Here is a 13,855-nt window from a genome sequence, read left to right on the forward strand (position 1 = left end):
CTCGGGCCACCTTCGCGGCACAGCGTGCCGCTGGGCCGGTGCGACGCTAGACCCTCTTGCGGTGCTTGGCGCGGCGCACGCTGACCCGTGTCGTCTCGCTCGCCACCATCAGCACCAGCACCCCGGCGCCGATCGTCCACCAGGCCTGGTCGCTGATCCGCGACGTGACGCCGTCGCGCCCCGCGGGATCCGTCGGCCCGGCGACCTGGGTCAGCTGCTTGGGCGCGGTCCTGCCCGGGTGGCGCACCCGGTCCAGGGCTGCCTTGGCGTCGTCGATCTGCTGCTGGCTTGGAGGCGACACCACCGGTGTGGGCGCGGGCTGCGGAGTCGGGTCACCCCACGCGGGGCCGGCGCCGATGCCGGCGAACGCCGCGACCAGCAGCGCACCGCCGAGCAGCACGCCGAACGGCCGGGCCTGGCGACGCATCAGCGCCGCGGTCCCGAGGTCGCGTCCCATGAAGGGCACAACGACACGAACCGGGCGGCGTCACGCATCAGCGGCCCAGGATCACCGATGATCCGTGTCCGAAGAGGCCCTGGTTGGCGGTGATCCCGATCCGGGCACCCTCGACCTGGCGGCCGGTCGCCTGTCCGCGGAGCTGCCAGGTGAGCTCGCAGACCTGGGCGAGCGCCTGTGCCGGGACCGCCTCGCCGAAGCAGGCGAGTCCACCCGAGGGGTTGACCGGGATCCGGCCACCGATCGTGGTCTCGCCCGCGCGGAGCAGCTGCTCGGCCTCCCCGGCCTTGCACAGCCCCAGGTCCTCGATCCAGTCCAGCTCCAGGGCCGTCGAGAGGTCGTAGACCTCGGCGACGTCGATGTCGCCGGGATCGATCCCGGCCTCCTCGTACGCCGCCAGCCCGATCGACTCCTTGAACGTGTGGGCCTCGACCGGGCTCGACGACTCCAGCCGCCCACCGGCCGGGTCCGTCGAGAGGTTCGGCATGTCCAGCACGGTGTTCGGGAACGTCGGCGTCACGGTCGAGATCGCCTTGACCCGCACAGGGTCGGCCAGTCCGTGGGCGCGGGCGTAGTCCAGGGACGTGAGCAGCACCGCGGCGCCGCCGTCCGAGGTCGCACAGATGTCCAGCAGGTGCAGCGGATCGGCCACCACTGCCGAGGACAGGACCTCCTGCGCGGTGACCTCCTTGCGGTAGCGGGCATTCGGGTTCGCCAGGCCGTGACGGGCGTTCTTCACCTTCACCGCGGCGAAGTCGTCCGCCGTCGCGCCGTACAGGTCCATCCGGCGGCGGGCGTAGAGGGCGAAGTACGCCGGGTTGGTCATCCCCAGCAACCGGAAGCGGAGCCAGTCCGGGTCGTCCCAGCGCTCGCCCGCGTTGGGCGCCAGGAAGCCCTTCGGGGTGGTGTCCGCGCCGACCACGAGCGCGACGTCCGACAGGCCGGCCAGGATCCGCGCCCTGGCGGTGTCCATCGCCTGCGCGCCCGTGGCGCACGCGGCGTACGACGTGGCGACGCGGGCGCCGTTCCACCCGAGCGCCTGCGCGAAGGTCGTACCGGCGACGTAGCCGCCGTAGCCGTTGCGGACCGTCTCCCCGCCGACGACCAGGTCGACGTCCGTCCACTCCACGCCGGCGTCGGCGAGGGCAGCCCGGGCCGCGTGCACCCCGTACTCGACGAAGTTGCGGCCCCACTTGCCCCAGGGGTGCATCCCGACCCCGGCGACTGCCACCTCTGCGCTCATCCGTCGGCCTCCTCGCCGAGCTCGGAGACCGGCTTCCAGCGCCAGATCGACCGCTCTCCGGACTCGTCGGTGTACAGCGGCTCGACGACCAGCTCGACCTCCCGGCCGACCTCGAGGTCGGCCACGCCGTACCCCGACGCGACCTGGCCGAGCACCACGATCCCCTCCGGGAGCTCGACCGCGGCCAGGGCGAACGGCTCGTAGGGATCGGTCGCGGGGATGTAGGGCGGCGGCGGCTGGTACTGCGCGTCGGTGTAGGACCACACACGCCCGCGCCGCGACAGCTCCACGGCCTCGAACTCCGCACCCGCGCAGCGGGGGTTGCGGCAGAAACCAGCGGTCGGCGGGAAGTAGGTGCTGGCGCACGTGGTGCACCGGGAGCCCATCAGCGCAGGCTCCGGCCCGGTCGTGAACCAGCCCTCGATGGCCGGAGCGGTCATGGTCAAACCCCTGTCAGAACTAGAACAGGTTCTCACTATCTCACGTGCAGGACCGACCGGTCAGTCGCCTGTGTCACAGTGGCCGGGTGCTGGTGGCGTGGATCCTGGGCGGCGCACTCGCGGTGTGCCTCGCCGCACTGGTCGTGGCGCTCCGGTTGCTGCGGGACGTGCGCGACGAGGCCGGCCGGCTCCAGCAGACGGTCGAGGCGCAGCTGCAGGAGACCCGGAGTCCGCGGGCGGTGCAGACCGCGGGCCGCGTCGTCGGCAAGATGGTCGAGGCCGCGACGCGCGTGCGCGACCAGGGCGTCGGGCGGATGGTCGTGGCCTCGCTCGAGGACTTCACCCGATGGGCCGCGGAGCAGCGCTCGGCGATCGGCCGGATCGCGGGCGACGACGGGACCGTGACGGTGATGTTCTCCGACATCGAGGGCTCCACGGCCCTCAACGCGAGCCTGGGCGACGCGCGCTGGGTGCGGGTGCTCGCCGCGCACGACGAGCTGGTGGAGACCTACGTCGAGAAGTACCGCGGGCTGATCGTGAAGACCCAGGGCGACGGCCACATGGTGGTGTTCACGACACCGAGCCTGGGCCTCTGCGCGGCCCTGGACATCCAGCGCGCGTTCGGCGCGAAGTGGAACCACAGTCGCGAGCTTCGGCGTACGCCGGTCAGGGTGCGGATCGGCCTGCACACCGGCACCGCGGTCGAGCGTGACGGCGACTACCTCGGGCAGAACGTGGCGCTCGCGGCGAGGGTGGCGGCCCAGGCCGTGGGTGGCGAGGTGCTCGTGACCGGCGAGGTGGCGGAGGCCTGCGCGGACGAGTTCTCCTTCACCGCTGCCGGCTCGACGGAGCTGAAGGGCTTCGAGGGCCTGCACCAGCTCTGGCACGCCGAACGGCTCGGATGAGGCTGCGTCCGGGGCGTCCCGACCTCGGCCCGTACGCCGACCGGTTCGACGTACCGGCTGCGGGTGACGGCCTCGGGGTGACGTTCCTCGGCGTGAGCACGCTGCTCATCAGCGACGGCGGGTCGGCGATCCTCACCGATGGCTTCTTCAGCAGGCCCGGGATGCGGAAGGTGCTGCTCGGACGAATCGAGCCTGACGACGCCCGCATCACCGCGTGCCTGGCGCGCGCCGGCATCACGCGGCTCGACGGGGTGCTGCCGGTGCACAGCCACTTCGACCACGGGCTCGACTCCCCCGTCGTGGCCGAGCGCACCGGCGCGGCCCTGGTCGGTGGGGAGTCGACGGCGAACCTCGGCCGGGGCCACGGCCTCAGCGACGACCGCATCGTCGTGGCGATCCCGGGCGAGCCACTCGTGCTGGGCGCGTTCACGACGACCCTCGTCGAATCCCACCACTGCCCACCCGACCGCTACCCCGGCCCGATCACCGAGCCCGTCCGTCCGCCGGCGAGGGCGCGCGCCTACCGATGCGGCGAGGCATGGTCGATCCTCGTCGAGCACACGAGTGGCCGAACCGCGCTCGTCCAGGGCAGCGCGGGCTACGTCGAGGGCGCGCTCGCCGGACGGTCCGCCGAGGTCGTCTACCTCGGCGTCGGGCAGCTCGGTCTCCAGTCCGAGGAGTACATCGAGACCTACTGGCGGGAGACCGTGCGCAGGGTCGGAGCGCGCCGCGCCGTGCTGACCCATTGGGACGACTTCTTCCGCCCCCTGGACCGGCCATTGCGCGCGCTGCCGTTCGCAGGCGATGACCTCGACGTGACGATGCGGGTGCTGACTCGGTTGGCCGACCGGGACGCTGTCTCCCTGTCGTTCCCGACGGTGTGGCGCCGCGAGGACCCCTGGGCCTAGCTCGGCTCCACGAGCCAGCGGCCGATCAGCGTGCCCGCCTCCTCGAGCAGGAGCGCCAGCCGCATCGGCGTGTCCACCGGACCGCCCTCGAGGATGCGGGGGTGCACTCCGCCGATCGCGCGCGGCACCCAGGTCAGGCACAGCTCGTCGACCGCCCCTGCGTCGAGCAGGTCGCGGAGCAGGTGCGGGCCGCCCTCGCTGAGCAGGTTGCGGAACCCGCGCTCGACCAACGCGGCCTTCAGCGCGGCGAGGTCGACCTGCGACTCCCCCACCACGATGACGTGCTCGTCACCGAGCTTGTCGCGGGCTCCGTCGAGGCCCAGCGAGCCGGAGCACGTGGCGAGCAGGACCTTGCCCGGCGGAGCGTCCTGCAGCTGCTCGGGGACGAGCCCGCGGTGGGACACGACCACGATCGGCACGGCGGCCACCCGGTAGCGCTCCGTGCGCGCCGTGCCCGCACCCACGACGATCGCGTCCGCCTGGTCGCGCAGCGCGTGGAAGACGCGCTTGTCGGCCTCGTTGTTGATCGACCCGCTCTTGCCCGACGCGCCGTTGGCGGCGCCGTCCAGCGTGCTCACCATGTTCACGCGCAGCCACGGAAGTGACGGCGGCCGGTAGAGCCCCGCGAGGTCGGTCGCCTCACCGGTCGCACCGTTCTCGTCGAGGAGGATCCGCATGCTTGCTAGCGACACTGCCACCTCACCACCCAGTACTGCACGCCGTAGGGCGCGTCGTCGTAGTCGACCTCAGCCTCTGCGTCGGAGGGAGCGATCTCAGAGCCGAGCGACCGGAAGGCTTCGACGTCCGCCCAGAGTTCCTCCGCCAGATCGGTGTCGATGCTCGCCAGAGCAGCGGAGTCACCGTCGCGCAGCGCCTGTCCGACTGCCTTGTCGAAGCCCTCGGCGCGCTCGTCGAAGTGACCCGGCGCCTTCTCGGTGCGCTTCGCCGAGCCGTTGCCGATGACCAGGATCGCATCATCGGTGTCGCCCAGGAGAGTGCCTCCGGCACCGCCGACCAGCTGTCGGGCCAGCCGCAGGTGTTGTGCCTCGCAGTACACGGCGACCGGCACCCGGGGCTCGACGAGCCAGCCGATCGCCTCGAGGCACGCTGTGCGCAGGTCGGCAACCGGATCGTCGACCGAGGCGTATCGGTCGAGGAGCGCCAGGACACCGGGTAGGACGACAACTCGGCTCATGCGAGCCCCCTGATCGCCCGCTGCGGCGGCCGCCGGCCGGCGATCGTGCTGACCATGTCGACCACCTGTCGCGTCTCAACGACCTCGTGCACCCGGTAGACGCGAGCGCCGGCGAGCGCCGAGATCGCGGTGGCCGCCAGCGTCCCGGTGAGCCGCTCGCCGACGGGCAGGTCGAGGCTCTCACCGACGAAGTCCTTGTTGGACAGTGACACCAGGACGGGCCAGCCGGTCGCGACCATCTCGTCGAGTCGCCGGGTGAGCTCGAGGGAGTGGAAGGTGTTCTTGCCGAAGTCGTGCGCCGGGTCGATCAGCACGCTGCGGCGGTCGACCCCCGCCGCGACGGCGCGCTCGGCGTAGGCGGTGGTGTCCGCGATCGCCGCGGCCACCACGTCGTCGTACTCGACCCGGAACGGCCGGGTCCGCGGGGTCGCGCCGCCCGTGTGGGTGCAGACGATCGCGGCGTCGAACTCGGCGGCGACGTCCACGAGTGCCGGATCCGCGCCGCCCCAGGCGTCGTTGAGCAGGTCGGCCCCGGCCTCGCAGACGGCGCGGCCCACCGGCGCGCGCCACGTGTCGACCGAGATCACCAGGCCCGGGTACGCCGACCGCACCCGCGCGACGAACGAGACGACCCGCCGCTTCTCCTCGTCCTCGTCGATGAACTCCCCCGGCGCCGCCTTGATGCCACCGATGTCGACGATCTCCGCCCCCTGGTCGACGACCTCGGCGACCCGGTCGAACGCCTTGTCCTCGGCCCAGGTCGCGCCCTTGTCGTAGAACGAGTCGGGCGTGCGGTTCACGATCGCCATCATCAGCGTGGCATCGTCGGCGAACTCCTGGCGCCCGAGCCGAAGGGTCATCCGAGGAGCTCCTTGGCCGGCGGGCGCTCGCTCTCAGGGACGAAGCGGTCGACCGGCTCAGGACGGCCGCCGACCGGGTGGAACTGCCGCAGGGTGCTGCCGTCGCCGTGCCTCGGCGCGACGCCGGCGCGGTCGAGCACCGCGGCGATGATCTGGGTCGCCATCCCGCCCAGGTCCCGCAGTGCCTGGTGCCGGTGTGCCCGCCGGCCGAGGTCGACCTGGGCGATCGCGTCGACGCCCAGGGTGCGCGCGGTGTCGATGAGGGCGGTCGTCTCCACGGCGTAGCCGGTGGGCACCGACAGCGAGGCGAAGTGCGCCCGGCGTACCGCCCACTCGCCGGCGAGCGGCTGGATCAGCCCCGACAGCTCGGGGAAGAGCAGGTTGAGCAGCGGCCGCGCGACGAGCTCGGTGACCCGGCCGCCCTCGAAGGCAGACACGTCGTCCCCGCTCACCAGCGGCCGCTCGTAGAAGCCCTTCACCAGTGCGATCTCCGGCCGGACCAGCAGCGGGCCGAGCAGGCCGGGCACGAAGTGGGTGTCCCAGTCGAGGAGGTCGGCGTCCATGAACACGAGCAGGTCGCCCTTCGTGACGAACAGCGACTTCCACATCGCCTCGCCCTTGCCCGGCACCGAGCCCAGGTCGGGCCGGATCTCGGCGGAGCGGTGCACGACGGCTCCCGCGTCGGAGGCGACGGCATAGGTGTCGTCGGTGGAGTCGGAGTCGATGACGACGATCTCGTCGAGCAGGTCGGTCGTCCCCATCAGCGCCTCCCGGACGCGCGACACGACGTCGCCGACCGTGGCCGCCTCGTTGCGCGCCGGCACGACCAGGCTGACCGTCAGGCCGCTCGTGGACTTGGCCGCGAGCAGCTCCGGGAGCGTCCGGTCGCGCCACGCGCTGGTGTGCGTCTCGAACCATCCGTCGACGTCGAGAGCACGGGCAGTGGACACGTCCCGAGGCTATCGGGCGACCGGATCCGGGCATCACCGGTCAGGCAGGTGCTGACGGGACCTTGACGCGCTCGGGACGGGGATCACCCGGAGGCGTCCCGGTGAAGACGAACCGCCGGTAGGTCCAGAACCGGAAGACGGTGCCCAGCGCCATGCCGACCACGTTGGCGGAGATGTTGTCGTCCAGCCGGCTGGTCAGGCCCAGCACGTCGTGGGAGACGACCAGCGTCACCACGGAGAAGAGGTACCCGATCACGCTGAACAGGCCGAACAGCCCGACCTCGCGCCGGCGAGCGGTGGCCGGCACGTCGCGCCAGGTGAAGGCGCTGTTGCCGACGTAGTTCACGACGATCGCGAGCAGCACCGCCAGCGTGCGTGCGTACGCCGGGTCGCCGCTCGCGAACGGCTCCATCGAGCGGAAGACGTTGAACGCCACGACGTCGACGACGTAGCCGACCGCCCCGACGGCCAGGAAGGACATCAGCTCGGCGTACCGCCACACGAGGACCCGGGTGAGCGCCTCGATCGCGATCGCGCCCGACATCTTCGAGGCGCCGGCGGTGCGATCGGTGAAGGTGATCGGCACCTCCACGACGCGGAGCCCGCGCTGACTGGCGCGCCAGGTGTTCTCGATCTGGAACGAGTAGCCCGTCGACGACGAGTCGAGGGCGCCGATCTGCTCGAGCGCGCTGCTGCGGAACGCCTTGAAGCCCGCCGTGTTGTCGTGGACACCCGTGCCCAGCACGGCCCGCACGTAGCGGTTGCCACCCCACGACAGCAGCCGGCGCTTCCACGACCAGTCCCGCACCCCGCCGCCCGCGACGTAGCGCGAGCCGACGGCCACGTCCGCTTGGTCGAGTGCCGCGAACAACGCGGGCACCCGCTCGGGTGGGTGCGAGAGGTCGGCGTCCATCTGGGCGACCCGGTCGTAGCCGTTCTCGAGCGCCCACGCGAAGCCGGCCCGGTACGCCGCACCGAGACCGCTCTTGCCGGGCCGCTCGAGCAACCGGATCCAGTCGCCGAACCCGGCCTGGGCGGCGACCACCGCCGCGGTCCCGTCCGGGCTGCCGTCGTCGACGACCAAGACGTCGGCGAACGGCGCCGCGCTGTGCACCTCGGCCAGGAGGCGGGCGATGTTGTCGGCCTCGTCGTAGGTCGGGACGACCACGACGCACCGGTCCGCGACCTGCTCGCTCATGGCAGCATCAGCCCTCCGCAGTGGCCGGCGGTGCCCAGCGGAGGCCGGTCGACTCCACGGAGCAGGTAGACGTAGCGCGCGCAGACGCTGCCCATCAGGCGGTAGCGCTGGGTGATCAGGGGCTGCACGCCGCGCTCGCCGAGCAGGCTCCACGTGTGGCGGCCGCGGACGACGACCCAGGTCGGCGCCTCCGGGCCCACGAGGATTCCACGCAGCAGGGTCAGCTCCGGGTCGAGCGTGCGGGAAGGCAGGCTCCACAGGTACGGGTACGGCGAGGACATCCCGGTCTCCTCGACGATGTCGCCGTCGCCGAAGGTCGAGAGCATCGTGTCGCCGGGCCGCAGCGCAGTCGACAGCGAACGGGCGACCACGGCTCCGGGCGCAGGCTGCTCGTGGAGCACCACCGCGACCAGCGACACCACCGCCGAGAGGACCGTGGCGGACACGAGGACGGGCGTGCCCAGTCGGGTCGCGGGTCGGCGTACCGATGCCAGCGCGCCGGTCCCCAGCGCGACCACCGGAATGGCCTGCACGAGGTAGTGCACCCAGTAGCTGCCGCCCGAGATGATCGAGGCCGCGGCGAACGCGGCGGCGACGGCGATCGCCCACACGATCGCGCGCGGCCTGGCACGCAGCCCGAGCGCCGCGAAGCCGAGCAGCAGCGGCACGGCGCCACTGAGCACGGCGGACGCGCCGAGACGGTTGAGCCGCATGCCGGTGCGGTCGCTCGCCGTCGCGAGCAGGACCTTGCCGGCATGCAGCCGGAAGGGGTACGTCGCCTCGTACACGCCCAGCGGCGACGTGCCGTGCGCCATCGCCCAGAGCATCACGACGGCGTAGCCCAGGCCGCCACCGACGGCAGCGAGCGCGAACAGGTCGAGGCAGGTGCGACCGGTCACCCGCCCGGTCCGCCAGGCGACCAGCCAGCAGACCAGCGCGAAGACCACGACGTCGGCCATGTTCTGCTTGACCAGGAGCGCGAGGACTGCCGCGACGCCGGTCCCGAGGGCAGCCCCGCGCGCGGACAGCGGGTCGGTCGACATGACGGCCTCGACGGCGAGACGGAGACCCAGCGCCAGGAACGGCAGCGTGAGCAGCTCGCCGTTGACCGCCTGCGAACCGGCCAGGGGCGAGACGAGGAGCGCCGCAGCGGCGACCGCCGTCCAGGGCGCCGCCGACGCCCCGAAGGCCCGCCGCGCGGTGTCGGCGAGCAGGACGACGGTCACCGCCGCGAGCAGGGCGCCGATCACCCGCAGCGCGACCAGGCCGCCGGCGAGGTCAGCGAGCCGGAAGATGCCGATGAGCAGCGGTGGCCGGTCGACCCAGTAGTTGCCGTAGAGCGAGGAGCCGCCGACGTGCCACTGGGACGCGACCACGAGGAAGCCGCCCTCGTCGGGCGTCGCAGGGCGGCCGGCGAGCGGCAGTCGCGCCGCAACCGTGACCAGCGCTGCGGCCACCACGACGGGCGAGCCGGCCACCCGGAGGCGCCGACCGACGCGCCCGAGGGCCTGATCCACGCTCATGTGTCCAGCGTGCCGCGGTCATGCTGAACCGACCCTGAACGGGTGTCGTCTCAGTCGGCAACCCTGGGCAGCCGCAGGATGAAGAGCGCGCCGCCGGCATCGGACTCGGTGACCTCGATCGAGCCGCCGCAGGTCTCGACGATCTTGCGGACGATGGCCAGGCCGAGGCCACTGCCACCCGCGTCCCGGGCCCGCGCCTCGTCGAGGCGCACGAACCGCTCGAACACCCGGCCGCGGTCGTCGGCCGCGATGCCCGAGCCGTCGTCGGAGATGCGGAGCTCGACGACGTCGTCGTGCTCGGCGAGCGCGACCGTGACGGTCGAGCGCGCGTGCCGGCGGGCGTTGTCGAGCAGGTTGCGAACCACCTGGCCGAGCAGCACGACACTGCCGGACGTCCGTCCGGCACCCACGCCGTGCGCATCGATGTGGGTCGCCGACAGCTCGCGGGCGCGTCCGATCTCGGTGAGCACGACGTCGTCGAGGTCGACCACCTCGCTCGCGACGTCCTCGGCGGCCTCGAGGCGGGCAAGCAGCAGGAGCGCGCTGACCAGCTGCTCGAGCCGCCCGCTCTCGGCGAGCACGTCGTCGGCGAGCGAGGCGATCCGCACCTGGTCGGGGTGCATCCGGGCCACCTCGGCGGACTGGCGGATCACGGCGAGGGGTGATCGCAGCTCGTGGGACGCGTCGGAGACGAACTGCCGCTGAAGTCGCTGTCCCTCGTCCATCCGGTCGAGCATCTCGTTGAGCGTCCGCGCGAGCCTCGGGATCTCGTCGCCCCCCGGCGGGACGGCGAGGCGGCGGCGCGCGTGCGCCGAGGTGATCGCCGCGGTCTCCTCGCGCATCACCTCCACCGGCTTGAGGGCACGACCGACGCTGAGCCAGACGACGAGCGCGAGCACGAGGGCGACCAGCGGGACCGTGACGGCGAGGACACCCGCGGCCTCGGCCCTGGTCTCGTCACGCTGCTCGGTCGACCGGCCGACGATGATCAGCGCGACGTCGCCGGTGCCGGTCGAGGACCTGGCGACGATCGTGAACGAGTCGTGGAGGCCCGGCACCGTGGCCGACTCGGTCACTCCAGGACTCGTGCGCAGCGGCACCTTGAGCCGCTCGGGACGGTCGCTCGCGACAACGTTCCCGTGCGCGTCTAGCAGCTGCAGGACCACGTCGTTGCGTCCGGTGGTCGCCGCCTCGGCGGGCGTCACTCCGCTGCGCAGCTGTGCGTGGATCGCGGCCGCGTCCACGCGCGCTGACTCGATGAGGCTGTGGCTGATCGAGTGCGAGATCATCGCGACGATCACCACCGAGCCGACGGCCGTCACCAGCAGCACGAAGACCGACGCGACCACGGTCACCCGGAGTCGCACCGAGGACTGCATCCGCTCCAGCACGGCCGCCGCCCTCACGAGTCCGATGCCGCGAGCCGGTAGCCGCTGCCGCGCAGCGTCTGGATGTCGCTGCGGCCGAACGGGCGGTCGACCTTGCGGCGCAGCCGCCCGACGTACACCTCGACGATGTTGGGGTCGCCCTCGAACGCGTAGTCCCAGACGTGCGCGAGGATGTCCCTCTTGGTCAGCACCTGGCCCGGGCGCCGCATCAGGAACTCGAGCAGCGAGAGCTCGCGGCTCGTCAGCGAGAGCTCGGTGCCGGCGCGCGTCACCCGGTGGGTGGCGGGATCGAGCTCGAGGTCTCCGACCACGAGCCTCGTCGGTCGCTCGGGTCCGCCGCGGCGCAGCAACGACCGGAGCCGGGCGAGCAGCACCTGGAACGAGAACGGCTTGGTGACGTAGTCGTCCGCACCCGTGTCGAGGGCCTCGATCTGGTCCCAGTCGCCGTCCTTCGCGGTGAGCATGAGGATCGGGGTCCAGTTCTGCTCCGCGCGCAGCGTCTCGCACACCCGGTAGCCGTTGAGCTCCGGCAGCATGATGTCGAGCAGGATCGCGTCGTAGTCGTGCTCGCGGGCGTACCAGAGGCCCTCCTGGCCGTCGTACGCCGTGTCGACGGCGAACCCCTCCGCCTCGAGCCCGGTGCGCAACGAGGCGGCGAGCCGCTTCTCGTCCTCGACGACCAGGATCCGCATGTCCTCGAGTCTGGCAGGTTGCTAGGCCTCCAGAGCCCAGGGACCGTCCGGGACGACCCGGTCTGCGAAGGCGCTGATCTCCTCCAGTGCCTGGTCGGCCTCGGGGAGGAAGCCGGCCGCCGCCTGGAAGACGTGCACCTGGTGGTCCCACACCTGCAGCTCGCAGTCCACACCGGCCGTGACCAGTGCCGCGGCCATCGACTCGGCGTCGGGATGGACGATCTCGGCCGAGCTCACCTGGATGAGCGACGGCGGGAGTCCGCGCAGCTGCGCGCGTGACGGCGCGTCGGGAAGAGCGTGCTCCTCGCCGGCCCGGCGGGCAGCGCGCAGGACCACCCGGGACAGCCCGTCGAAGCAGTTCGGCGGGAAGACCGCACACTCGGCGGCCGATGCCGCCTCGAGCTTGGTGGTGCCGTCGAAGTCGATCAACGGCGACATCGCCACGAGTCCCGCCGGCAACGGCAGGCCCGCCTCCTGCGCGGCGAGCGCGACCTGGAAGGTGAGGTAGCCACCGGCCGAGTCGCCCATGATCATCACCTTCGACGCCGGCACACCCGAGTCGAGAACGTGCCGGTAGGCGTCGAGGGCATCGGCGACGGAAGCGCTGACCGGATGGTGCGGCAGCTGGCGGTAGCCGACCGCGATCAGTGCCGAACGCGTGCCGTCGGCGATCCGCGACATCAGGCTGCGGTGCAGGAACCGGCCACCGACGACGAACGCACCGCCGTGCAGGTAGATCACGACCCGGTCCTCGGTCTGCGGGGTGCGCAGCACCTCCGCCTTGCACCGCGGCAGGCTCAGTCGCTCGTACGTCGTACCGGGCACCGGCTTGAGCAACAGGCCCGCGTAGTCCACGACGAAGTACGGCCAGGGCAGCAGCGGCACCCGCGACCACACCGAGATGAACGGCCGGACGGTGTTGCGCAACGCCGCCGACAGCAGCGCCGACCTACGGCTGCCACCCCCGAACATGGTCGGCTCCGCGCGCCTCTCGATCGCCCGCTCGGCCTCTGGCGAGACCACGACGGACAGTCGTGAGCGTGCCTCCGACGTGCTCATCGGTCACCTTTCCGGATCGGGCGCGGCCAGGCCGCAACCTACAAGGGGAACGCCCCGGGACGGAGACGGATTCCCCGCGATGAACGAGTCGACACGTTCGCTGCTCGACCCATGGGATACCCGGGTGGGTGGTGCGCATGCGCGCGACGCGGGCCGGGTACCCGCGCAGAGTCGGAACACACAGAGAGGCAGCCGATGTACTACGCATTCGCCCTCCTCGCCGTCGTGATCGTTGCCGGAGTGGTGCTGGCAGTGGCCACCGGCCGCCTCGGCGGATCCTTGCGCAGGCACAAGGAGGTGCAGGACGCGCTGCTCTCGGACCGGACCGCGACGCTCGAGTACCTCGTCCCGACCGGTCAGGACCCCGCGGTGGTCATCGCCGCGCTCCACAAGGCGGGCTTCACCGCGGCCACCGATCCGGCACCGTCGGGCCAGCGAGTGCTGATCGAGTGCCCTGAGGGCGTGGAGCACCAGCGGGGAGACGTGCGGTCGATCATCGAGTCCGCCAACCGCTCCACGCAGCAGGAGGGCGCACGTCTGGATCTCGGGGTCCGCTTCTCCGACGAGGCCTGAGCCCGACGACGGTCGCGGGTCCCTCCGACAGGGGCCGAAAGCCTCCTCCCTCGCCGGTTCGCGGCGTGCTTCGCTCGTCGTGACGAGCGCGAGGCGCGTCACGACCACGAGGAGGAGCGATGGCCTTCTGGATGCTGATCCTGGTCTCGCTGGTGGCGCTCGGCGCGCTGGTGCTCTACCTGCTGCGCGACCAGTCGATCGAACGTGACCGTGTCGACCGCCAGCTGCACGACCCGGCAACACCGACCCTGGAGTACGCCGTCCCGACCGGGCAGGACCCGGTGCAGATCCTGGCCGCGCTCGAGCTCGCCGGCTTCACCGCGAGCGTCGATCCCCACCACACCCACCAGCACGTGCTGGTCGGGTGCCCGGACGGCGTCGACCGCCAGCGCACCCTGGTGCGCTCGGTGATCAGCTCGACCGGCCGGACCGAGGTGCGGTTCACGGACGAGGCCTGATCGGTG

At 72.1% G+C, this 13,855-nt stretch carries 16 protein-coding genes; 4 read left to right on the plus strand and 12 right to left on the minus strand.

Features of this window, described 5'->3' with window-relative positions:
• Positions 1 to 46: 46 nt before the first annotated feature.
• From ACVW00_RS14960 to ACVW00_RS14970, 3 genes are read right to left on the minus strand one after another with little or no spacing between them, the layout of a single operon-like run.
• Positions 47 to 457: a hypothetical protein gene (locus ACVW00_RS14960; RefSeq protein ID WP_457111691.1), complete on the minus strand. Its 411-nt coding sequence runs from the start codon at positions 455 to 457 to the stop codon at positions 47 to 49.
• A 37-nt stretch (positions 458 to 494) separates the two neighbouring features.
• Positions 495 to 1,700 carry a lipid-transfer protein gene (locus tag ACVW00_RS14965; protein WP_457111692.1) on the minus strand — a complete coding sequence of 402 codons (1,206 nt, stop codon included), beginning with the start codon at positions 1,698 to 1,700 and terminating at the stop codon, positions 495 to 497.
• Entirely contained in the window at positions 1,697 to 2,140 is a 444-nt protein-coding gene (locus ACVW00_RS14970; RefSeq protein ID WP_457111693.1) for a Zn-ribbon domain-containing OB-fold protein, read from the minus strand. Before ACVW00_RS14970 ends, ACVW00_RS14965 begins: the two co-directional genes overlap by 4 nt.
• Positions 2,141 to 2,226: 86 nt before the next feature.
• On the opposite strand from ACVW00_RS14970, the gene ACVW00_RS14975 reads away from it, so the two are divergent.
• Both ACVW00_RS14975 and ACVW00_RS14980 read left to right on the plus strand, forming a co-directional pair.
• On the plus strand, positions 2,227 to 3,045 hold the full coding sequence (locus tag ACVW00_RS14975) for an adenylate/guanylate cyclase domain-containing protein (protein ID WP_457111694.1): 819 nt from the start codon (positions 2,227 to 2,229) through the stop codon (positions 3,043 to 3,045).
• Positions 3,042 to 3,953 carry an MBL fold metallo-hydrolase gene (locus ACVW00_RS14980; RefSeq protein WP_457111695.1) on the plus strand — a complete coding sequence of 304 codons (912 nt, stop codon included), beginning with the start codon at positions 3,042 to 3,044 and terminating at the stop codon, positions 3,951 to 3,953. Before ACVW00_RS14975 ends, ACVW00_RS14980 begins: the two co-directional genes overlap by 4 nt.
• Here ACVW00_RS14980 and ACVW00_RS14985 read toward each other — a convergent pair.
• Genes ACVW00_RS14985 through ACVW00_RS15025 form a run of 9 tightly spaced genes read right to left on the minus strand, consistent with a single transcriptional unit; the run spans position 3,950 to position 12,818 of the window.
• Positions 3,950 to 4,630 (minus strand): dihydrofolate reductase family protein, encoded by a 681-nt coding sequence (locus tag ACVW00_RS14985; protein WP_457111696.1) that lies wholly within the window; start codon positions 4,628 to 4,630, stop codon positions 3,950 to 3,952. The two genes, ACVW00_RS14980 and ACVW00_RS14985, sit on opposite strands and share 4 nt — an antisense overlap.
• A 5-nt stretch (positions 4,631 to 4,635) precedes the next feature.
• On the minus strand, positions 4,636 to 5,148 hold the full coding sequence (locus ACVW00_RS14990) for a hypothetical protein (RefSeq protein WP_457111697.1): 513 nt from the start codon (positions 5,146 to 5,148) through the stop codon (positions 4,636 to 4,638).
• The gene (folP, locus tag ACVW00_RS14995) at positions 5,145 to 6,008 is read right to left on the minus strand and encodes a dihydropteroate synthase (RefSeq protein WP_457111698.1); all 864 of its coding nucleotides are present in this window, start codon (positions 6,006 to 6,008) and stop codon (positions 5,145 to 5,147) included. The genes ACVW00_RS14990 and folP overlap by 4 nt, the downstream gene beginning before the upstream one ends.
• Entirely contained in the window at positions 6,005 to 6,958 is a 954-nt protein-coding gene (locus ACVW00_RS15000) for a glucosyl-3-phosphoglycerate synthase (RefSeq protein WP_457111699.1), read from the minus strand. Before ACVW00_RS15000 ends, folP begins: the two co-directional genes overlap by 4 nt.
• Positions 6,959 to 6,998: 40 nt before the next feature.
• Positions 6,999 to 8,156, minus strand: coding sequence for a glycosyltransferase (locus ACVW00_RS15005; protein WP_457111700.1), 1,158 nt, complete (start codon positions 8,154 to 8,156; stop codon positions 6,999 to 7,001).
• The gene (locus ACVW00_RS15010) at positions 8,153 to 9,679 is read right to left on the minus strand and encodes a glycosyltransferase family 39 protein (RefSeq protein WP_457111701.1); all 1,527 of its coding nucleotides are present in this window, start codon (positions 9,677 to 9,679) and stop codon (positions 8,153 to 8,155) included. The genes ACVW00_RS15005 and ACVW00_RS15010 overlap by 4 nt, the downstream gene beginning before the upstream one ends.
• 50 nt (positions 9,680 to 9,729) lie before the next feature.
• On the minus strand, positions 9,730 to 11,085 hold the full coding sequence (locus ACVW00_RS15015) for a HAMP domain-containing sensor histidine kinase (protein ID WP_457111702.1): 1,356 nt from the start codon (positions 11,083 to 11,085) through the stop codon (positions 9,730 to 9,732).
• Positions 11,082 to 11,759: a response regulator transcription factor gene (locus tag ACVW00_RS15020; RefSeq protein WP_457111703.1), complete on the minus strand. Its 678-nt coding sequence runs from the start codon at positions 11,757 to 11,759 to the stop codon at positions 11,082 to 11,084. Before ACVW00_RS15020 ends, ACVW00_RS15015 begins: the two co-directional genes overlap by 4 nt.
• Positions 11,760 to 11,780: 21 nt before the next feature.
• Positions 11,781 to 12,818, minus strand: coding sequence for an alpha/beta hydrolase (locus ACVW00_RS15025; RefSeq protein ID WP_457111704.1), 1,038 nt, complete (start codon positions 12,816 to 12,818; stop codon positions 11,781 to 11,783).
• Between the two features lie 195 nt (positions 12,819 to 13,013).
• Between ACVW00_RS15025 and ACVW00_RS15030 the strand changes: the two genes are divergently transcribed.
• Positions 13,014 to 13,391, plus strand: a complete 378-nt coding sequence (locus tag ACVW00_RS15030) for a hypothetical protein (RefSeq protein ID WP_457111705.1) — start codon at positions 13,014 to 13,016, stop codon at positions 13,389 to 13,391.
• A 119-nt stretch (positions 13,392 to 13,510) separates the two neighbouring features.
• Complete coding sequence (locus ACVW00_RS15035) at positions 13,511 to 13,849, plus strand: hypothetical protein (protein ID WP_457111706.1); 339 nt, start codon at positions 13,511 to 13,513, stop codon at positions 13,847 to 13,849.
• The last annotated feature ends 6 nt before the right edge of the window (positions 13,850 to 13,855 follow it).

The organism is Marmoricola sp. URHA0025 HA25 (assembly GCF_054059435.1).

Excerpts from the sequence above, each read along its gene's own strand:
- ACVW00_RS14960 (WP_457111691.1), bottom strand. The coding sequence starts at position 457 with ATGGGACGCGACCTCGGGACCGCGGCGCTGATGCGTCGCCAGGCCCGG.
- ACVW00_RS14965 (WP_457111692.1), bottom strand. The coding sequence starts at position 1,700 with ATGAGCGCAGAGGTGGCAGTCGCCGGGGTCGGGATGCACCCCTGGGGC.
- ACVW00_RS14970 (WP_457111693.1), bottom strand. The coding sequence starts at position 2,140 with ATGACCGCTCCGGCCATCGAGGGCTGGTTCACGACCGGGCCGGAGCCT.
- ACVW00_RS14980 (WP_457111695.1), top strand. The coding sequence starts at position 3,042 with ATGAGGCTGCGTCCGGGGCGTCCCGACCTCGGCCCGTACGCCGACCGG.
- ACVW00_RS14985 (WP_457111696.1), bottom strand. The coding sequence starts at position 4,630 with ATGCGGATCCTCCTCGACGAGAACGGTGCGACCGGTGAGGCGACCGAC.
- ACVW00_RS14990 (WP_457111697.1), bottom strand. The coding sequence starts at position 5,148 with ATGAGCCGAGTTGTCGTCCTACCCGGTGTCCTGGCGCTCCTCGACCGA.
- folP (WP_457111698.1), bottom strand. The coding sequence starts at position 6,008 with ATGACCCTTCGGCTCGGGCGCCAGGAGTTCGCCGACGATGCCACGCTG.
- ACVW00_RS15005 (WP_457111700.1), bottom strand. The coding sequence starts at position 8,156 with ATGAGCGAGCAGGTCGCGGACCGGTGCGTCGTGGTCGTCCCGACCTAC.
- ACVW00_RS15010 (WP_457111701.1), bottom strand. The coding sequence starts at position 9,679 with ATGAGCGTGGATCAGGCCCTCGGGCGCGTCGGTCGGCGCCTCCGGGTG.
- ACVW00_RS15020 (WP_457111703.1), bottom strand. The coding sequence starts at position 11,759 with ATGCGGATCCTGGTCGTCGAGGACGAGAAGCGGCTCGCCGCCTCGTTG.
- ACVW00_RS15025 (WP_457111704.1), bottom strand. The coding sequence starts at position 12,818 with ATGAGCACGTCGGAGGCACGCTCACGACTGTCCGTCGTGGTCTCGCCA.
- ACVW00_RS15030 (WP_457111705.1), top strand. The coding sequence starts at position 13,014 with ATGTACTACGCATTCGCCCTCCTCGCCGTCGTGATCGTTGCCGGAGTG.
- ACVW00_RS15035 (WP_457111706.1), top strand. The coding sequence starts at position 13,511 with ATGGCCTTCTGGATGCTGATCCTGGTCTCGCTGGTGGCGCTCGGCGCG.